Origin of the sequence: Actinocorallia herbida (assembly GCF_003751225.1) — a bacterium.
GTDB lineage: Bacteria > Actinomycetota > Actinomycetes > Streptosporangiales > Streptosporangiaceae > Actinocorallia > Actinocorallia herbida.
Map to the genome: position 1 here is coordinate 5538176 of NZ_RJKE01000001.1, position 19022 is coordinate 5557197.

20 protein-coding genes are annotated in these 19022 nt (G+C 71.6%); 8 read left to right on the plus strand and 12 right to left on the minus strand.

Features of this window, described 5'->3' with window-relative positions; genetic code table 11:
• Positions 1-16: 16 nt before the first annotated feature.
• From EDD29_RS25110 to EDD29_RS25120, 3 genes are all read right to left on the minus strand, one after another.
• Entirely contained in the window at positions 17-322 is a 306-nt protein-coding gene (locus tag EDD29_RS25110) for a hypothetical protein (protein ID WP_123666771.1), read from the minus strand.
• An 86-nt stretch (positions 323-408) separates the two neighbouring features.
• Positions 409-1173: a crotonase/enoyl-CoA hydratase family protein gene (locus EDD29_RS25115; RefSeq protein ID WP_123666772.1), complete on the minus strand. Its 765-nt coding sequence runs from the start codon at positions 1171-1173 to the stop codon at positions 409-411.
• A gap of 29 nt (positions 1174-1202) precedes the next feature.
• Positions 1203-2177: an NADPH:quinone oxidoreductase family protein gene (locus EDD29_RS25120; protein ID WP_123666773.1), complete on the minus strand. Its 975-nt coding sequence runs from the start codon at positions 2175-2177 to the stop codon at positions 1203-1205.
• A gap of 165 nt (positions 2178-2342) precedes the next feature.
• Here EDD29_RS25120 and EDD29_RS25125 point away from each other — a divergent pair, with 165 nt between their 5' ends.
• Genes EDD29_RS25125 through EDD29_RS25135 form a run of 3 tightly spaced genes read left to right on the plus strand, consistent with a single transcriptional unit; the run spans position 2343 to position 4752 of the window.
• Positions 2343-3491 carry a thiolase C-terminal domain-containing protein gene (locus EDD29_RS25125; protein WP_211359885.1) on the plus strand — a complete coding sequence of 383 codons (1149 nt, stop codon included), beginning with the start codon at positions 2343-2345 and terminating at the stop codon, positions 3489-3491.
• Positions 3488-3961, plus strand: a complete 474-nt coding sequence (locus EDD29_RS25130) for a Zn-ribbon domain-containing OB-fold protein (RefSeq protein ID WP_246052996.1) — start codon at positions 3488-3490, stop codon at positions 3959-3961. The genes EDD29_RS25125 and EDD29_RS25130 overlap by 4 nt, the downstream gene beginning before the upstream one ends.
• Positions 3958-4752: an SDR family NAD(P)-dependent oxidoreductase gene (locus tag EDD29_RS25135; RefSeq protein ID WP_123666774.1), complete on the plus strand. Its 795-nt coding sequence runs from the start codon at positions 3958-3960 to the stop codon at positions 4750-4752. The genes EDD29_RS25130 and EDD29_RS25135 overlap by 4 nt, the downstream gene beginning before the upstream one ends.
• Before the next feature lie 43 nt (positions 4753-4795).
• Here EDD29_RS25135 and EDD29_RS25140 read toward each other — a convergent pair whose 3' ends face one another.
• From EDD29_RS25140 to EDD29_RS25165, 6 genes are all read right to left on the minus strand, one after another.
• Positions 4796-5575, minus strand: a complete 780-nt coding sequence (locus EDD29_RS25140) for an SDR family NAD(P)-dependent oxidoreductase (RefSeq protein WP_123666775.1) — start codon at positions 5573-5575, stop codon at positions 4796-4798.
• Positions 5576-6739, minus strand: coding sequence for a thiolase family protein (locus tag EDD29_RS25145; protein ID WP_123666776.1), 1164 nt, complete (start codon positions 6737-6739; stop codon positions 5576-5578).
• The gene (locus EDD29_RS25150; protein ID WP_123666777.1) at positions 6736-7695 is read right to left on the minus strand and encodes a DUF2889 domain-containing protein; all 960 of its coding nucleotides are present in this window, start codon (positions 7693-7695) and stop codon (positions 6736-6738) included. Before EDD29_RS25150 ends, EDD29_RS25145 begins: the two co-directional genes overlap by 4 nt.
• 83 nt (positions 7696-7778) lie before the next feature.
• Positions 7779-8633, minus strand: coding sequence for an enoyl-CoA hydratase/isomerase family protein (locus tag EDD29_RS25155; RefSeq protein WP_123666778.1), 855 nt, complete (start codon positions 8631-8633; stop codon positions 7779-7781).
• Between the two features lie 150 nt (positions 8634-8783).
• A complete protein-coding gene (locus EDD29_RS25160; RefSeq protein ID WP_123666779.1) occupies positions 8784-9641 on the minus strand; it encodes an alpha/beta fold hydrolase in 858 nt (285 codons plus the stop codon).
• Between the two features lie 10 nt (positions 9642-9651).
• Complete coding sequence (locus tag EDD29_RS25165) at positions 9652-10098, minus strand: cupin domain-containing protein (RefSeq protein ID WP_211359886.1); 447 nt, start codon at positions 10096-10098, stop codon at positions 9652-9654.
• A 160-nt stretch (positions 10099-10258) separates the two neighbouring features.
• Here EDD29_RS25165 and EDD29_RS25170 point away from each other — a divergent pair, with 160 nt between their 5' ends.
• On the plus strand, positions 10259-10720 hold the full coding sequence (locus EDD29_RS25170; RefSeq protein ID WP_123666781.1) for a cupin domain-containing protein: 462 nt from the start codon (positions 10259-10261) through the stop codon (positions 10718-10720).
• A 169-nt stretch (positions 10721-10889) separates the two neighbouring features.
• Here the strand turns inward: EDD29_RS25170 and EDD29_RS25175 are convergent, their stop codons facing one another.
• Positions 10890-11660: an IclR family transcriptional regulator gene (locus tag EDD29_RS25175; RefSeq protein WP_170201559.1), complete on the minus strand. Its 771-nt coding sequence runs from the start codon at positions 11658-11660 to the stop codon at positions 10890-10892.
• A 383-nt stretch (positions 11661-12043) separates the two neighbouring features.
• Here EDD29_RS25175 and EDD29_RS25180 point away from each other — a divergent pair, with 383 nt between their 5' ends.
• Positions 12044-12601, plus strand: a complete 558-nt coding sequence (locus EDD29_RS25180) for a VOC family protein (RefSeq protein WP_211359887.1) — start codon at positions 12044-12046, stop codon at positions 12599-12601.
• Positions 12598-14184 carry an FAD-binding protein gene (locus EDD29_RS25185; RefSeq protein WP_123666784.1) on the plus strand — a complete coding sequence of 529 codons (1587 nt, stop codon included), beginning with the start codon at positions 12598-12600 and terminating at the stop codon, positions 14182-14184. Before EDD29_RS25180 ends, EDD29_RS25185 begins: the two co-directional genes overlap by 4 nt.
• Before the next feature lie 69 nt (positions 14185-14253).
• Here EDD29_RS25185 and EDD29_RS25190 read toward each other — a convergent pair whose 3' ends face one another.
• Both EDD29_RS25190 and EDD29_RS25195 read right to left on the minus strand, forming a co-directional pair.
• The gene (locus EDD29_RS25190) at positions 14254-15237 is read right to left on the minus strand and encodes an NAD(P)/FAD-dependent oxidoreductase (protein ID WP_123666785.1); all 984 of its coding nucleotides are present in this window, start codon (positions 15235-15237) and stop codon (positions 14254-14256) included.
• Between the two features lie 99 nt (positions 15238-15336).
• Positions 15337-16872: an MFS transporter gene (locus tag EDD29_RS25195; RefSeq protein ID WP_123666786.1), complete on the minus strand. Its 1536-nt coding sequence runs from the start codon at positions 16870-16872 to the stop codon at positions 15337-15339.
• 336 nt (positions 16873-17208) lie between these two features.
• Here EDD29_RS25195 and EDD29_RS25200 point away from each other — a divergent pair, with 336 nt between their 5' ends.
• Complete coding sequence (locus EDD29_RS25200; RefSeq protein WP_123666787.1) at positions 17209-17490, plus strand: ferredoxin; 282 nt, start codon at positions 17209-17211, stop codon at positions 17488-17490.
• A gap of 42 nt (positions 17491-17532) precedes the next feature.
• A complete protein-coding gene (locus EDD29_RS25205; RefSeq protein ID WP_123666788.1) occupies positions 17533-18972 on the plus strand; it encodes an aromatic ring-hydroxylating oxygenase subunit alpha in 1440 nt (479 codons plus the stop codon).
• The last annotated feature ends 50 nt before the right edge of the window (positions 18973-19022 follow it).

The window sequence follows — 19022 nt, forward strand, 5'->3', positions numbered from 1 at the left end:
TCTCATGTCGCCCCGCTCAGTCCGACGCGGGCAGGGGCTTGGCCTGGAGCAGGCCCAGTGGTTCCCCGTCCAACGCGAGGGTGCCGGTGCCGCTCTTGGTGCAGAGCACCTCGATCCGTCCCGCCGGGTCGGAGTACCGCTTGCCGAGTACGGTGCCCGCGGCCTGCGCCGGGTCCGCCTCCGCGCCCGGCACCGTCTCCCCCGCGGTGACCATGCGTACCCCGCCGCAGGTCAGCAGGGCCTCCTCCACACCGCTCCGGGTGACGACCACGGACGTGTCGTCGACCGCGCTCACGAGCGCCTGACCGATTCGAAGCTTCACAACGACTCCCTGGCCTGTCCTGCCGCCCGCCGGGCTCCGTGCACCGGACGGGAGGCGATCAACTGGTGAATCCTGAAAAGTGGGTGCTACCGGCCTTGCCAGACGGGCGTGCGCCTGGCCGCGAAGGCCGCGGCGCCCTCCTTGGCGTCGGCCGAGGCGAAGACCGGGGCGCAGAGCTCCGCGTTGTTCCGCCAGCCGTCCTCCAGCGTCCAGTCCGTCTGCACCACCGCGATCTCCTTGGTCACCGCGACGGCCATCGGGCCGTTCGCGGCGACCGCCGCGGCGAGCTCCAGCGCGCCCGCCAGCGCCTCGCCCTCCGGGGTGATCCGGTTGACCAGGCCCAGTTCGGCCGCGCGCCGCGCGGTGACGGGCTCCCCGGTCAGCAGGAACTCCATGGCGATGGCCTGCGGGATACGGCGGGGCAGGAGCATCGCGGCGCCTCCCCCCGCCACCAGGGCGCGCTTGACCTCGGGGACGCCGAACCTGCTGTTCTCCGCCGCCACCACCATGTCGCAGGCGAGCATCAGCTCGAAGCCGCCCGCGAGGGCCCAGCCCTCGACCGCGGCGATCAGCGGCTTGCGCGGCGGGGTGACCGTCACTCCCCCGAAGCCCCGGCCCTCGATGTTCGGGGTCTCCCCGGTCATCCACGCCTTGAGGTCCATTCCCGAGCAGAAGGCCCCGCCCGCGCCGGTCAGCACGCCCACGCGCAGCTCGTCGTCGGCGTCCAGCCGGTCCGCCGCGGCGGCGATGCGGAGCGACGCCTCCCGGTCGAGGGCGTTCCTGGCCTCGGGACGGTTGATCGTGATGACCAGGATGCCGCCACGCTGTTCCAGCACTACCGAGTCTGCCATCTCGTCTCCTTCTGTCTGGACCGCGCCGCTCAGCGGACGGTCCGAATGACCACCTTGCCGGTGGGCAGCCGGTCGGCCACCCGCTGGAGCGCGACGGCGACGCCGTCGAGGTCGTGCGTCTCCGAGACCGCCGGCCGCATGCCGTCCTCGACCAGGCGCGCCAGCTCAGCCCGCCCCTTCGCGGTCTCCTCGGGGTAGCGCTCGTTCCACGTCCGCAGCTCCATGCCGCGGACGGTGATGTTCTTGAGCAGGACCAGGTTGAGCGGGATGCGGGGGATCTCGCCACCGGCGAAGCCGACCGAGACGAACCGGCCGCCCCAGCGCAGGGCGCGCAGCGCCGGTTCGGCCCAGCGGTCGCCGACGGGGTCGACGACGAGGTCGGCGCCGCCGCCGGTGATCTCCTTGATCCGCGCCTTGAGGTCCTCGCTCGTGTAGTCGACGACCTCTTCCGCGCCGAGGGCGGCGCAGACCTTCAGCCGCTCGGCCGAGGACGCCGCCGCGATCACCCGGGCGCCGAGCCGGACGGCGATGTCGACCGTCGCCGTGCCGACGCCGCCCGCCGCGCCGAGCACCACGACCCAGTCGCCGGGCCGCAGGCTCCCCGCGGTGACCAGGGAGTGGTAGCCGGTCATATAGGTGACCCGGAACGCGGCGGCCTCTTCCATCGACAGGCCCTCGGGGATCGGCGAGACCGACGCCGCGGGCGCCACGAGCCGTTCGGCCATCGCGCCGGTGAAGACGGAGCCGTGGACGGCGTCCCCCACGGAGAGCCCTTCCACCCCCTCGCCCAACGCGGCGACCCGACCGGCGAACTCGCTTCCCGGCGTGAACGGAAGGGGCGCCGACACCTGGTAGCGGTCGGCCACGAAGAGCAGGTCGGGGAAGTTGACCCCGGCCGCCTCCACGTCGACGAGCACCTGGCCGGGGCCGGGCTCCGGATCCTGGACCTCGCGGACGACGATCTCCGCCGGGCTTCCGTAGACCTCGCAACGCGCAGCGCGCACTTTTCCTCCCCTTCACCGATGCGGGCGGCGGCCGTCCCGCCCAGCGGAACCGCACGCCGCCTCCCCTGGCTCGGGGGACCTATCGTGCGGAACGCCGCCGCCCTACCGACAATCATCTTACTCATCTATATTGGATAGGCAATATAGCTAGGTGAGAGGAAGAGGATGCGGACACGTGAAGCGGCCCTGGTGGGCATCGGCCGGACCGCGTTCAGCAAGGCCTCCGGGCAGACCCCGCTGGCCATGGCCGCGGCGGCGGCCCGCGCGGCACTGGACGACGCGGGCCTGCGCGGTGACGAGGTCGACGGGATCGTCGACTTCCACACCAACGACTCGGCCTCCGCCACCGACCTCGGCAGGGCGATCGGCGCCCTCGACCTCGGGCTCGCCGCCGACGTGCACGGCGGCGGGAACCTCGCCGTCACGGTCATGGGACAGGCGTTCGCCGCCGTCCAGGCCGGCATCTGCGACACGGTGGTGGTCTTCCGGTCGCTCAACGGACGGTCGGGCAACCGGTACGGCCGCGGGGAGCGCCCGGCGCTGGCGATGCGCGGCGAACTCCAGTTCTCGGCGCTCAACGGCTACGTCATCCCGCCCATGTGGATCGCGATGTTCGCCCAGCGGCACAAGCACGTCTACGGGACGACCGACGAGGACTTCGGCGAGATCGCCATCACCATGCGGCGGCACGCCGCCGCCAACCCGCACGCCATGCAGCGCAAGGTGATCGACATGGACGACTACCTGTCGGCCCGGTGGATCTGCGAGCCGTTCCGGCTCTACGACTGCTGCCTGGAGACCGACGGCGCGGTGGCCCTGGTCGTGACGACCCTCGACCGCGCCCGGGACCTGCGCCACGAGCCGATCCGGATGGCGGGCTTCGGCGAGGCCCACACCAACGGCGGCTCCTGGACGAACTTCCCAGATCTGTCCGACATGTACTCCGCATACGCGTCCAAGCGCCTGTGGGCGAGCACGGACCTGCGCCCCGCCGACATGGACGTCGCCTGCATGTACGACTGCTTCACCGGCACCGTGATGGCCACCTTCGAGGACTACGGCTTCTGCGGGAAAGGCGAGACCGGCGCCTTCTTCCGCGAGAACCGGGCGACCTACGGCGGCGACGTCGTCGTCAACCCGCACGGCGGCCTGCTGTCCGAGGGCTACCTCCACGGGCTCAACCACCACTACGAGGCGGCGCTCCAGCTGCGCGGCGACGCCGGCGACCGCCAGGTGCCCGGCGCCCGCCGCGCCCTGGTCACCGCGGGCGCCGGCCCGTCCGGCGGCGCCCTGATCTGGGAGGGGACGCGTTGAGCCGGACCGAGACCACCGAGCAGGAGACCGCGATGACGAAGCACGTACCGGCGCCGCCCGCACCCCTCATCGACGCCGACAGCATCGGCTTCTGGGAGGCGACCCGCGAGGGCCGCCTCGCCCTCTGCCGCTGCACGGACTGCGGGACGTGGCTGCCGCGCCCTCTGGAGCGCTGCAACCGCTGCGCGGGCCCGACGGAGTTCGCCGACGTCGCGGGCACCGGCACCGTCTACAGCCACATCGTCGTGCACCACCCCAGCGTCCCGGCGTTCGCCTCGCTCGTCCCCTACGTCGTGGCCCTCGTCGAGTTCGACGAGGGGCCCAGGCTGCCGGGGATCCTGCTCGGGGAGAGCGGCGCGGACATCGCCGTCGGCCAGCGCGTCGCGGCGGAGCTGACCCTGTTCCCCGGCGCCGAGGAGCGTGCGGTCACCTACCGCCGACTCCCCGGCGGAACGGAGAGCGGCCGATGACCGGCTTCATCCCCGGCCGCTTCCAGGGCGCGGTCGCGATCGTCACCGGCGGCGGGTCCGGCATCGGCGCCGCCGTCGCGTCCCGGCTCGGGGCCGAAGGCGCGGCGGCGATCATCGTGGCCGACCTCGACCCGTCGGGGGCGCGGGGCGTCGCCGAACGCGTGGCGAACGGGACGGCGGCGCTGCTCGACGTGACCGATCCCGACGCCGTCAACGCCTGCTTCGACGGTGTCGCCGCCGAACACGGCGGGCTCGATCTGGTGGTCAACACCGCGGGCCTGGACGATCCGGCCGCGGCCGAGGAGATGAGCCGCGCGATGCGGGAGGGCGAACCCGCCGACGTCCTGCGCGGGCTGTCCGACGACCGCTGGCGCCGGATCATGGCGGTCAACCTCGACGGGACCTTCCATGTGCTGCGCGCCGCGGCCCGGATCATGGTGCCCGCTCGTCGCGGCACGATCGTCACGGTCGGCTCGTCCTCGGCCTTCGCGGCGACGCCGGGCCTGGCCCACTATGTGGCCGCGAAGGCGGGGGCGCACGCGCTGGCGCAGTCCGCGGCCAAGGAACTCGCCAGGTTCGGCGTCCGCCTGAACGTCGTGGCCCCCGGCCCCGTGGACACCCCGATGGCCGGCCGGAAGCCGGCCGAGCTCCGCGCGCAGATCCGGGCCACGGCGGCCGGGTACGCGACCGCCGAGCAGATCGCCGACAACATCCTCTACCTGGCGTCGCCCGGCTCGTCGAACGTGGTCGGGCAGATCCTGCTGAGCAGCGGCGGCCGTCCGGCGGGATGAGGACCGGCCGGCGCGCGGAGGGGCACCGCGCGCCGGCCGGAATTCAGATGCCCTTGGTCCGGCCGCCGTCGGCGTCGACGATCGCACCGTGCAAGAGTTCACCCTCGGCGGAGAGCAGGAACGCGACCACGCCCGCGATGTCCTGCGGGGTGCCGAGCCTGGTGATCTCGTCCCGCCGGACCATCTCCGCGACGAGCTCCTCCAGCGCGAGCCCCCGCTCCGCGGCCTGCCGCTCCAGCATCGCGGTGAACCGGGGGGTCCGCACCGCGCCGGGATTCACCGCGTTGACCCGGATCCCGTCCGCCCGGCCCCGGTCGGCGAAGACCTTCGTGAGCGCCAGCAGCGCGGCGCTCAGCGGCCCGGACATCGCGGTCGCGTCACGCGGGGTGCGCGCCCCGATCCCGCCGATGCTGACGACGGCGCCGCCGGACGCCGCGAGCAGCGGCCAGGCCGCCCGGATCAGGCGCAGCGCGCCGAAGACCTTGACCTCGAACCCGGTCACCCACTCCTCGTCGGTGAGGGACAGCGCGGTGCCGAACCGCGTCGCGCTCGCGCAGTTGACCAGCGCGTCGATCCGGCCCGCGTGCGCCTCGACCTGGGCCACCGCCTTTTCGGCGTCCCGCTGACGGGTGAGGTCGCACCCGACGGCGAAGGCGCCGGAGCCGACCTCGGCCGCGGCCCGTTCGAGCTTCGCCGAAGGCCGGGCGGCCATCGCGACCCGGTACCCGTCCCGTGCCAGCCGCTCGGCCACCGCCCGGCCGATGCCCTCGCTCGCCCCCGTGACCAGCGCGACCCGGGCTCCGCTCCGCGTCGTGGTCCCCATCTACGCCTCGATCACGACGGCGCCGCCCTGGCCGCCGGCCGCGCACATCGCCGCCACGGCGACACCGCCGCCCCTGCGGCGCAGCTCGTGCGCGAGGGTGGTGAGCATCCGCGCGCCCGACGCGGCGACGGGGTGGCCGAGGCTGCATCCGCTGCCGTAGATGTTGACCTTCTCCTCGTCGAGGCCGAGCAGCTTGCAGGCCGCGATCGGCACCGGGGCGAAGGCCTCGTTGATCTCCCAGAGGTCGACGTCCGCGACGCTCAGCCCGGCCCGCTTCAGCACCAGCGGGATCACCTCCACCCCGCCCATCCCGGTCCGGTGCGGCGCGACGCCGATCGCGGCCCACGCGCGGACGCGGGCCAGCGGCGCCAGACCGCGCTCGGCGGCGAGTTCCGCGCTGGTGAGCACCAGGGCCGAGGCCGCGTCGTTCACTCCGCTGGCGTTGCCCGCGGTGATGCTGAAGCCCTCGATCCCGGGCCGCAGCGGCTTGAGCGACGCCAGCTTCTCCAGCGTGGAGCCGCGCCGCGGGTGCTCGTCGACCGCGAACCGGGTCGGCGTGCCGTCGACCACGACGTCCACGGGCACGATCTCGTCGGCGAAGACCCCGGCGTCTATCGCGGAGATCGCCCGGTCCTGGGAGCGCTTCGCCCAGGCGTCCATCTCCGCCCGGGAGATCGACGCCTCCCGCGCGGTGTTCCAGCCGACGGAGACCGCCACATCGTCGGTGGCGCCCTCGTAGTACGGGAAGGTCGGGTGGTAGCCGATGCGCGGCTCCGCCGAGCCGGGCACCCGCCACGACAGCCCGGGGTTCATCGACGCGGCGTGGGTGCCGCCCGCGACCACCGCCCGGTCCATGCCCGCCGCGATGCTGCCCGCCGCGTTGCCGACCGCGGCGAGGCTCCCCGCGCAGTGCCGGTTGACCGACTGGCCGGGCACGCCGATGAGACCCGCGGCGACCGCCGCGTAGCGTGCGATGTCGCCCCCTCCGGCCAGCTCCTCGGCGAGGATGACGTCGTCGATGTCCTCGGGGGCGAGGGCCGACCGTGCGATGGCGGCCTTCAGCACCACGGTCGCCAGCTCCTCGGCGGAGGTGTCCCGGAGCGTTCCCTTGAACGACGTGGCGATGGGCGTCCGCACCGCGCTGACGATGACGGCTGAACTCATGCTTCTCCTTCGGATCCGGGTCGTCGGCCGCCGGCCGTGCCCGTGAGCGTTTCCGCGAGCGCCGGCACATCGGCCAGCGCGCGGAGGGTGTCGTTGAGGTGGGTGCATCCCGCGGTGCCCCGCAGCTCCCGCAGCACGGCGGGACGGAGCCCGGCGAGGGGCAGGCCCACCACCCGGGCGGCGGTGACCACCGCCAGCGGGCACTCGTGGTGCGGCAGCACCCTCGGCACCGGGGTGAGCGCACGCAAGATCCCGGTGGCGCGGTCGGCCTCGGCGGTCAGGGTGTACTCGTGGACCACCTGCCTTCCGCCGCCTGGGAGCGCCGCGGCGTCCTGGAAGAAGGCGTCGACGTGGACGGTGTCACCGGCCGTCCAGACGTCGATGCGGCGCGACCGGCGCAGGGACGGTTCCCGGAGGATCCGGAGGGGATGCCAGGCCATGGCGTCCTCGCCGGAGTCGACCTCGTCCGCCCGCGCGGTCCGCCGCGTCCAGCGGAGGTGCTCCTCGGGTTCCAGCGCGCTGGAACCCGGCTGGTAGCCGATGCAGGCGCCCTCGCGGGGCAGCCGTGAGCGGTCCACCGGGACGGCCGGCACCGGTCCGCCGTGCCAGCAGCGGAACGCGACCCCCGAGACCAGCGCCGCGCCCGGGACGTCGTCGAGCAGCAGATGCAGCGGCGTCGCCGCCGTGATCTCGCCGGGCACCGCCCCCGCCAGGAGCGCGCGGTATCCGCTCTGGCTCGGCCCGCCGACGAGGGCTGCGGTGCCGGGGGCGCCGGGATCCGTGACGACCTCGGTGATCCGCCGGTCCGTCCCGACGTTCACCCGCATCGACGCCTCGGCCACCACGCGGGGCTCGCCCTCGGCCGGGGTGCGCAGGTCGCGGGCCCGACCTGTGAGGACCGTCCCGGCGCCCCGGCCGCCGGGCCAGGTCGCGTCGATCGTGCTGGTGCGGCGCACCGAACCGGGCCGCCGGACCGGCGATCGACGGACGGGACCGCGCGGCCGGAGACTCCAGGGAACGTCGATGCCCGCCCGCGGCGTCACTTCTTCGGCTGGGCGGCCGCGAGGTCGGCGTGCACCCAGTCGGGAGACCGCTTCTCGATGAAGGCGGCGAAGCCCTCCCGTGACTCGGGCCGCTGGAGGCTGTCGAACATCGCGACCCGGTCGTGCAGCCCGACGTACTGGTCGAGCACCCGCTTGATGTCGCGGCGGGCCAGCGGCGCGGTCTTGCAGCACTCGGCGAGGATCTCCGTCGCGCTCGCCATCAGCTCGTCATGGGGGACGACCCGGCTGACCAGGCCCCAGTCGAGTGCCTCCTCGGCCGTGAGGGTGCGCGCCGTGAGCATCAGGTCGCGCGTCCGCACCGGTCCGAGGAGGCGGACCAGCACCTGCGCGTAGTAGGTGTCGGAGATGCCGCGCAGCAGTTCCGGCACCCGGAACGTCGCGCGATCGCTCACCACGGCGAGGTCCGAGCACAGCGCGATCATCAGCCCGCCGCCCTGGCAGATCCCGTTGACGGCCGAGACGACCGGCTTGACGCTCTGGCGGAGGACGTCGAAGGGGACCACGTCGATCGCGCCCGGGACTCCCCCGAGGTGCAGCCAGTTGTCCCCCGCCTTCTTGCCCAGGTCGCCGCCGGGGATGAACACGTCGTCCACCCCGGTGATGAGCAGGCCCGCGAGGTCCGGATCGGCGTCCACCACGCGGACGGCGTAGCGGATGCCGAAGTACATCGCCGGGGTGAGCGCGTTGCGCGCCTCCGGCCGATCCACGACCACGCGCGCGAACGCCCCGTGGCGCTCGAACCTCAGATGGGGCGTCCCGAGCCAGTCCCCCTCGGGGAGCCGGGGTCCCGCCTCCGGCCCGTTGACGGCCGTCGCCCCGTTGTCCGACATGCGAGCCTCCATGATCATCGGTATCAAAACAGCATATTTGAACAAATGATATAACTAAAACAGCGATAAGCAAGGGGCGTGCGGGACACCGTGAACGACGACGAGCACCGGGCCCGCGAGGGGACACCCGGTGCTCGTCGTCTTGTCAGGTCACTTCAGGTCGCGCAGCAGGAAGGAGAGCACGACGCTCTCGAACTCGTCCTTGCGCTCGATCATCGCCCAGTGACCGCAGTCGGGGAACACGTGCACCTCGCACTTCGGGATGAGGCGCATCGGGACGAGGAGGCTGTCGAGCGGGGTCACCCGGTCGTCCCGCCCGAAGGCGACCAGGGTCGGCGCCCTGATCGACGTGAGCAGTTCGACCTGGGCGACGGCGCCGGGGCCCCGGTCGCGCATCGCGGCCAGCGACCCGGCGTTGAACAGCTTCCGGATGTCGGCGAGCGCCGCCGGATCCGAGGCGGCCCGCCACCGCATCTCGACGAACTCCTCCGTCAGGAGGGCGGTGTCGTAGACCATGGACTCCATCCAGGCCATCAGCCGTGCCCGCGTCGGATCCTCGACGAACTGAACGAGCAGCTTGATCCCCTCGGGCGGCGACGGGCTGAACACCGGCAGCCCGACGCCGCCGATGGTGACGAGCCTGCTCACCCGTTCGGGGTGCCGGGCCGCCAGCTGGGCGGCGATGTTCCCGCCCATCGAGTTGCCCACCACCGGGACGGCGTCGAGCGAGAGGGCGGACAGGAAGTCCAGGACCGCCGGCAGCGCGGCGGCCATCGGGTTGCCCTCGCAGGAGTGACTCTTGCCGAATCCCGGGAAGTCCAGGACGAGCGTCCGGAAGTGCTCGGCGAAGACCGGCAGGTTGTCCCGGTAGTTGGCCCAGCCGCTGACCCCCGGTCCCGATCCGTGCAGCAGGAGCAGGGGCGGGCCTTCGCCCGCCTCGTGGTAGTGCAGTGTCCCCTTCGGCGTCTCGACGGTCCTGCGGGTGCCGTCATGCGTCAGTTCCGTCATCGCGGCCCCCTCACCTGCGGACCCAGCCGCGGTCGTGCCAGACCGTCTCCAGCTCGGTCACCGGCCTCGGCCACGTCTCGATGTAGGTGACGCCCTCGGGTCCCGCGGTCATCGTGTACGGCGTGCCGGCCCGGCTGAGGAAGATCTCCCCCGGCCCTACCCGGACCGTCTTCGACCCTCCCTCGTCGTCGTACTCGATGCTGTACTCGCCGGCCAGGACGAAGAGCATCTCGTCGACATTGTGGTGGTGGCGGGGCACCGTGAAATGCGGTACCACCCGCAGCGGGTTGCGGTTGAAGCGCGGAAGGTCGATCGGCGCCGTGCTCACCCACATCGCGCCGTCGAACGTCGCGGCGAAATCCACAGGGGCGTCGGCCAGCAGACCGCCGTCCTTCCAGAAGTAGCTCGGAAAGCTCTGCTGATCGAGGTTCATCGGAACCCAATCCGCATCGCTCAACAGGTCACCGAAGATAAGATTCACACCGCGAACGTACGCACCTGAGCGGTTTCCGTCGCGCCCGCATTCCATGTGGTGGGACGGAACCGCACCGCCGATCGGATTCCAGTCAACGGAACGGCATCGGGACGCACTCCAAGGCCATCGACATAATGGCGGCGTGACGATCGAGAACTTCAGTCTGGTGTCCGATGAGGGTTGGATGGAACTGCCGGTCGAGCAGGACATGCCCTCTTATCTCTGGGCCGGCGGCGGACTGCTCGCCGATGCCCCCGTCGACATGGCGAAAACATTCGCGGGCAACATGTGGATCTCGACGCGGGTCGACGGATCCTTCAACATCAACGGACTGCGCTGCGCCCCGGACTTCGCGGTCCCCCGCCACCACCACAACCTCGACGAACTGATCGTCGTGTTCGCCGGGCGGTTCCATGTCGCCTGGGGAAAGGACGGGGAAGAGGGCAGCCGGACCGTCGGTCCCGGCGAATTCTGGATCAGCAGGGCGGGGACGCCGTACATCATGACGGCCGGGCCGGAGGGCGTCACCTACACCGAGACGTGGCCCGAGCCCATGGCGAACCTGGAGACGTACTGGCACGACGCGGGCTGGATCCACCGCTGACCCGGACGCCGGCTCCGAGCTCCTCGCGACCGCACCCCGTGACGGGGGATCGGCGGCGGCGAGGGGCTCGGCGGCGCCTTCAGGGTCCTCCGCACGCGTAACCGGGCGGTTCGCGGCGGTCTTCGCGTTAGCACGAGGGTTTCCCCCACGGGCGGCGGAGGGGGGCGGATCAGGTCCAGGCGCCCGCGGCGCCCTGGACGCTGTAGGTGGCGTTCCAGATCGCCGCCGCGGTGCCCCGCACGGCCTCGGTCGTCGTGTTCCATCGCATCCGGCCGGCCAGCCCGGTGACGGAGACCGCCCCTATCGCGCGGCCGGAGCGCCGGATGGGCGCGGCCACGCAGACCAGGTTGTCGAACGCCTCGCCGCGGTCGAACGCGATGCCGGCCTCGCGGATCCGCTGGAGCTCGGTGCGCAGGGCGGACGGATCCACGATCGTCCTGGGCGTGCACTTCGGCATCCGCGCGGAGGCCGCCGCCTGCGCCGCCTCCTCGTCGAAGGCCAGCATCGCCTTTCCCAGCGCGGTGCAGTAGGCGGGCTTCCTTCCTCCGCGCCGGGTGGGCAGCCGGAGCGGACCGACCATGACGCGCTCGAGGTACACGACGTCGACCGTGTCGAGCACGGCGAGCTGCACCGCCATCCCGACCTTGGCCGCGAGGGCCTGCAGGTGCGGAAGCGCGACCTCCTGGAGCCGGCTCCCCTCGACCGCGAGGTTGCCCAGCTCGAACAGCCGCATGCCGACGCGGTACCCCCCGGAGGCGCGTTCGAGCCAGCCGACCTGGCACAGCTGGTCGGCCAGCCGGTGCAAGGTGGATTTCGGCAGGTGCGTGTGCTCGTTGAGGTCGCCGAGGCTCAGCACCTTGTGCCCGTCGTTGAACGCCTCCATGACCGAGGCGATCCGGCCCAGGACGGTGCGCTCGCCCGCGGCCGGGGTCGCGCGCATCCCCGCATGATCGATGACCGACTCCGCTGATGTGATCGAAGCACCTCGTGTCGAGGTCGATGACATGACTGCCACCCTTCCCAATCAGTGCCCTATTACAGTGCTCGAGGCAGCTCACAGCACCTCTACTGCTCAAGCACCGGACTCTGAAGGCTAATCAGTGTCCTGTTCGGTGACCACCGTCACATCCGGCGGCATACCTGTCAAGGGTCCCCTGTGACCTGCCGCACAGCGCCGGGGCCGACGGAGGCGCGGCCGGTTCCGCTCGATGGGACGCGCGGTGGACCGTCCGGAGCGCAAAGGGAAGAGTGCCGGTAAAGCAGCGATACCGAACCCCTTCAGCACGGCGGGCCACGCCGGGAACAGGTTCCAGAATGCGATCGTTGAGCGATCTCTTCCGAAATTTCCAGCAACTCGGCTATGTGACCGACGATATCGACGCAGCAGCGTCCTACCTCGAATCAAGACTGGGGACCGTCGAGTGCATCAAGCACTACCGGTCCGCACTCGTCGGCGGCGATAAGGATCCCGGATCCGGTGGATCCGATTTCGTGGTGGTGGACGGCGAACCGGCCGATGAATGGGTCATCGACGTCGCCCTGGTGAACGCGGGCCGAACCAATCTGGAGATCATCCGGCCGGTCAGCGGCTCGGTCGATCTCTACCGGGACGCCATCCGGCCCGGCGAACCGGCGACCCTGCACCACTTGGGATTCCTCGTCGACGACTTCGACGAGGCCTCGGCGATCGTCGCCGCCGGCGGCAGAAGCTGGAAGCAGTTCGGCGACAGCGGCGGCCTCCGTTTCGGCTACCTCGACATGCGGGCCGAACTGGGCCACTTCGTGGAGATCATGGAACTGGGCGAGACCGGCACCAAGACGTTCGCGCACCTCGAAGCGCTCTCGAATGCCGGCCTCGAGCCGGGAAAGGACAATTCATGAGCGGCACAGCCGAATCCGAGCACTACGACGTCATCGTCGTCGGGTCGGGCGGGGGCCTCATCGGCGCCTACGCGGCCGCGTCCCGCGGGCTGCGCACGCTGGTCATCGAGAAGACCGAGTACGTGGGCGGCACGACGGCGTACTCGGGGGCCGGGATCTGGCTTCCCGGCAACGCCGCCGAGCTGCGCGCCGGGGTGCGGGACGACATCGACCTCGGCCGGGTGTACCTCGACGCGATCGTGGGCGACGACTCGCCGGCGAGCCTGCGGGAGGCCTTCCTCACGGCCGGGCCCCGCATGATCGACGAGCTGGAGAAGAACCCGCTGTTCCAGTGGTTCGAGTGGCTCGGCGTGCCGGACTACTTCCCCGAGCATCCCGGCAGCCTGGCCGAGGGGCGCACGATCTTCCCGCCGGACTTCCAGCGCTCCCTCCTCGGCGACCTGGAGCCCCTGGTGCGCAGGCCCATCTGGACCGAGCGCTGGGGCGCCGAGATCGATCCCGTCATGTCCGGCGGACAGGCGCTGATCGGCCGCGCGCTGCTCGCGTTCATGGAGACCGGGAACGGCACGGTGCGGGTGAACACGGAGCTGCGGAGCCTCATCGTCGAAGAGGGCTCGGTCGTCGGGGTGGAGGCGCTGAGCGAGGGCGTGCCCGTGCGGTTGCGCGCCGGCAAGGGCGTGATCCTGGCCGCCGGCGGCTACGAGCGCAACGCCGAGCTGCGCGGGCGGTACCAGCCCGGGATCACCGACGAGTGGACCCAGGGCGCCCCGGGCAACACCGGCGGCGCCCTGGAGGCGGCCATGGCGATCGGCGCGGACACCCACCTGCTCGACGAGTCCTGGTTCGCGCCCGGCCTCGTCGTCCCCGGCTCGCGCCCGGTCTTCTACACCTCGGTGTGGAGCGGCGTCTTCGTCAACGCCGCAGGACGGCGCTACATGAACGAGCGGCTGCCCTACGACCGGGCCGGCCACGAGATGCTCCGGATGCAGCGCGAGTCCGAGGTGTCCCACATCCCCACGTACTGGGTGTTCGACCAGCGGCAGATCGCCAACGAGAAGGCGTTCGAGGGACTGCCCGTCGCCCCGTCGATGCGCGGCTGGTTCGACGTCGAACGGTTCCTCGAGGCGGGCGTCCTGAAGCGGGCGGACACGCTCGAGGAACTCGCGGCGCAGATCGGGGTGCCCGCGGGCGCACTCACCGAGACGGTCGAGCGGTTCAACGGGTTCGCCCAGAGCGGCAAGGACGAGGACTTCCAGCGTGGCGAGGCGCCCTGGGACCTCATGATCGCGCAGCAGGTGGCGCCGCACACCGACGGGCCGAACCCGTGCCTCGGCGTGGTCGGCGAGGCGCCGTTCTACGCGGTCCCGATCGTGCTGTCCGACCTCGGCACCAAGGGCGGTCTGCGGACCGACGACCACGCGCGCGTCCTGCGCGCCGACGGCTCGGTGATCGGCGGCCTGTACGCGTCCGGGAACACGATGGCCCCGATGTCGGGCCGGATCTACCCGGGCGCGGGCGGGCCGGTGGGCTCGTCGATGGCCTTCTCCTACATCGCCGCCCTCGACCTCGCCGGCGAGGGCTAGCGGACGCCGGAAAGGCCGCCGGCCCGGGAGGATCCCGGGCCGGCGGCCTTTGCGATGGTTCCGGCCGGGTCAGGTGGATTCGGTCGAGTGCCCGGGGAACAGCGACAGCGCGGGGTCGAGGACGACGGCCGCGTTGTTGACCGCGGTGGCCGCCTCCCCGAACCCGACGGACATCAGCCGGACCTTGCCGGGATAGGCGGTGACGTCGCCGGCCGCGTAGACCCGGTCCACCGTGGTCCGCATCCGGGTGTCCACGACGATGGCGCGCCGATCCAGCGCCAGGCCCCAGTCGAGGAGCGGCCCGAGGTTGCTGACGAAGCCGAGCGCCGCCACCACCGCGTCGGCCTTGCGCACCTGGACGTCCGCCTCGCCGTCGACCCGCAGGTGCGCCTCGCGCAGCCGGTCGTCGCCGACGAGCGCCTCGACCTGGGCGTTGAGGACGATCTCGGCCCCGCATCCGTGCACCTCGCGCACGCTCGCGGCGTGCGCCCGGAACGCGCTCCGCCGGTGCACGAGGGTCACCGAGCGGGCGATGGGGTGCAGGGCGAGCGTCCAGTCCACGGCGCTGTCCCCGCCGCCGACGACGAGCACGTCCCGGTCCTCGTACTCCGCGGGATCCGGGACGAAGTAGCTCAGCCCCCTGCCGAGGAACTCCTCCCCGGCCGGAAACGTCCTCGGCGTGAAGGTGCCGATCCCCGCCGTCAGCACGACCGCGCCGGCGTCGATCACGGCGCCGTCGGAGAGCGTGACCCGCGGGCGGCCCCCGGGGGCGTGGGCGAGCCCGACCGCCTGCTTGCCGAGCAGGTACCGCGGACCGAAGGCGTCGGCCTGCTCCTTCAGCGCCGCGACCACCTCCCGCCCACGCGAACCCGGTACTGCGGCGATGTCGCGGATCTCCTTCTCCGGGTACAGCGCGGTGATCTGGCCGCCGCACTGCGGCAGCGCGTCGACGACGACCGTCCGCAGGCCGCGGAAGCCCGCGCAGTAGGCGCCGTAGAGCCCGACCGGGCCCGCGCCGATGATGAGGATGTCAGTGGTGATGGTCGCGGCCACAGGCCGGCCTCCCTGGGAGTGATGAGGCCGACGGGCGCCCCCGCTCGTGGGCGGACGCACCCGTCGGCCCGGTGCTGGAATCGTGGACGGGTCGCCGCGTCAGCCCGCGGCGGGGCCTTCGGCGCCCGCTCCGGCCGGCTGGGGCGCGGACTTCGCGGCCGCACCGGGCCGGTCGGCGACGAACTCCTGCACGGACTCGCCGCGGCGCTCGCGCAGCAGGACCGTCCCGATCAGGAGCATCGCCAGCGCGAGGACCGCGGTGACCACCAGCCAGATCCGGAAGCCCTGCTCGGCGTAGACCACCCCGCCCCCGGTGAGGAGCGTGGCGTGCGGCGCGAGCACGGCGAACATCACCACGGGCGTGACCGCGGAGAACCCCGTCTGGCAGAGCTGGACCGTGCCCGCGGTCGAACCCTGGTCACCGGCCGGTGTCGCGCGCATGACGATGTTCGGCACCGCCGCGTTCACCAGCCCGTTGGACAGGCCGAGCACGGCCGCGGCGAGGAAGAGCTCACCGAAACTGTCGTTGAGGAAGATGAGCAGCGGGGTTCCGACCGCCCATCCGGCGAGCCCCAGGAACAGGAAGATCTGCGGATGCCGGCCGCGCGGCACGAAGAAGCCGACGAGCAGGCCCGCCGCGACCGTCATCAGCGCGTGGGGCGTGCCGATGCCCGCGTACTCGACCGTGGTCAGCCCGAGCCCGTAGGTGTGCCCGGCCTCCCTCGGCGTCAGCGCGAGCAGCGGGAGCACCTGGCTGATCGTGATGGAGATGCCGTAGCCGATCGCGCCGCCGATGGCGACGAGGAGCAGCGGCTTGCGGCGGAAGAGCGACAGGTTCACGATCGGATCTTGCGCCCGGCGCGTGTGCAGGAGGAAGGACGCGAGCAGCACGGCGCCGATGAGCAGGAGGAACAGCTCCCTCCCGGACAGCCAGCCCCAACTGCGCCCCATGCTGACGTAGAGCAGGACCGCCAGGACGCCGCCGGTGAGCAGGGCGCCGCCCAGGACGTCCAGCCGTGCCTGCTGCCGCAGCTTCGACTCGGGCGTGACGAGCAGCATCGCCCCGCACAGCGCGAGCGTCCACACGGTGTCGAACCAGAAGAGGCCCCGCCACCCGGAGCTCTCGATGAGCCAGCCGATGAACAGCGGCGTGAACAGCGCGAACACGCCGAGTCCGGTGATGGTGATGCTCGACGCGAGGACCGCCTGCCTCGGCGGATAGACGTCCCGGATCAGCGAGGGGATGAGCGAGAGCGTCGCCAGGACCGGGCCCTGGAGCGCCCGTCCGACCAGCAGGACACCGAAGGTCGGCGCCACCGCGCAGATGAGGGCGCCTGCGCCGGAGAGCAGGAGCGCGACCATCAGGACGCGCCGCTTGCCGAACAGGTCGGCGGCCTTCCCGAGCAGCGGGCAGGCGATCGCGCCGGACAGGAAGTAGGTGGTGGTCAGCCAGCCGCCCTGGGTCGTCGGGAACTCCTTGAGGATCTCCGGCAGACCGATGGAGACCATGGTGGCGCCGAGGCTCAGCGCCTCGAGGATCATGGCCAGGAAGAGCGTCGACAGCACGAGCCTCGGGGTCCAGCCCGAGCCTGGGGCCGCACCGCCCCCGATCACTGCTTGACGTGGTTCCGACATTAGGGCCCTCCTACAGGAGAAACGGGCGGCCTCGGGGTGTGGGGGGACCGAGAGTCCCTGGGCCGCCGACCGGGACTCGCCACCCCGCCGATCCGATATCGGATAGCGCGGTGATACGGCGAGGGTAGGACTCGCCCGCGCCGGAACCGCACCATTAATTCCACCTGATGGGACGGGCGGTGGACGTTTCGGCGGCGCGCGTTGGAAAGTCTCAGCAACGCCGGTTCCGTGGCGGATATATGTCGGCCGCAAGCGGCTTATCGGGAGCTCGGGAAGCAATTCCCGGGTGTGCGCCGAGCCGCGCAGACCATTCGAGGGACGAGGAGGTTGAAGCTCATGAGCGATGACGTGCGCGTATGGATCGACCAGAAGCTGTGCACGGGCGACGGGCTGTGCGTGCAGTACGCGCCCGAGGTCTTCGAGTTCGGCGACGACGGCCTGGCCTACGTCAAGGAGTTCGACGACCAGAAGTTGCTCAAGGGAGAAGGCGCTCAGGCAGACGTGCTCGACCGCCTGCGCCTCGACGTGGTCGACGCCGCCGACGGATGCCCGGGCAACTGCATCCACGTGGTGCGGCGCGCCGACGGCGTCGAGGTCGCCGGGCCCGACGCGGGCTGACCCCCGCCAGCAGATCCACCAGTAGCGAAGGAGTGAGTTGAGTTGGCCAAGGTTCTCGAACCCAGACTCCGCGGTGAGACGCCGTGGTTCGACGGCGACGTCCCCCCGGAGCAGGTTCCGGAGAAGTACCGGCTCGCCCGTGCCTACGTGCCGAAGGACCGGTACCTCGATCCGGAGTTCCAGAAGCTGGAGCTCGAGAGGGTGTTCGGCCGGGCCTGGCTGATGGCCTGCCGCCTGGAGGAGCTGCCGGGCGTCGGCTGCTTCGTCGAGTACGAGATCGGCTCCCACTCGATCCTGATCGTGCGCGAGTCCAAGGACTCGATCCGCGCCTACCACAACGCGTGCCGGCATCGCGGAACCCGTCTCGCCCGGGGGCGGGGACGGGTCGGCTCGCTCATCTGCCCGTTCCACGGCTGGCGCTGGAACCTCGACGGCTCGATCCGCCTGGTGCTCGACCGCGAGGAGTTCGTGCCGCGGTCGGACGACGATCTGGGCCTGGTCCAGGTGCGGGCCGAGCAATGGGGCGGGTTCGTGTTCATCACCATGGACCCGGACGCCCGGCCCCTCCTCGAGTACCTCGATCCGATCCCGCGGATCTTCGCGCCGTTCCAGTTCGAGCACATGCGGTACCGGTGGATGAAGGGCGTGATCCTGCCCTGCAACTGGAAGACCGCGCTGGACGGCTTCCTCGAGGCGTACCACGTGCCGGGCACTCATCCGCAGCTCTTCCGCTTCGACAAGTCGAACACGAACATCGCCTCGCTGAAGGAGCTGGAGAACCGCGTCTGGTCGCCCACGACGGCCTACGAGCGGCACGCGCACTACTCCAGCGTCGGCAAGAAGAAGAGCGAGGTCACCGAGGACTCCGCCAAGGACCCGAGCGTCCGGGACACCGAGGGCGTCACCGACGAGCGGCTCAGCGTCGCGCTGGCCGTGCAGTACATCGCCGACGACATGCGGGGCCTGGAGAACGAGCGCAGCCGGCGGGCCGCCGAGGCGCTCAAGACCGCGGAGGTGCCGGAGGGGATGACCGCCGGCCAGTACTTCATGCAGCTCTACCGGGACCTGTCGATCGCGGAGGGATACGACTGGCCGGACATCACCCCCGAGCAGTGGGCGGAGGCCGGGACGGCATGGAACGTGTTCCCGAACACGATCCTGCTGCCCAACCAGGGCTCGGTGTTCGGCTACCGGGCCCGCCCCAACGGCAACGACCCGGACAGCTGCCTTTTCGAGATCTTCAGCCTGGACCAGATCCCGGTCGCCGACTACGACAAGAAGACCGACTTCCAGCCTGAGTTCTTCGAGGACTTCCGGGACGCCGACCTCGGTGAGATCTTCACGCAGGACCTCATGAACGCCAAGGAGGTCACGGTGGGCATGCACTCCCCGAGCTTCGACGGGCACCGGCTGAGCGAGGAGCAGGAGATGACCATCTACAACCACCACCGGGTCGCGGACCGCTTCCTCTGGCGGGACTGAACCGGTCGGACGATGCCGGAGGGGGCGCGGGTTCCGCGCCCCCTCCGGCA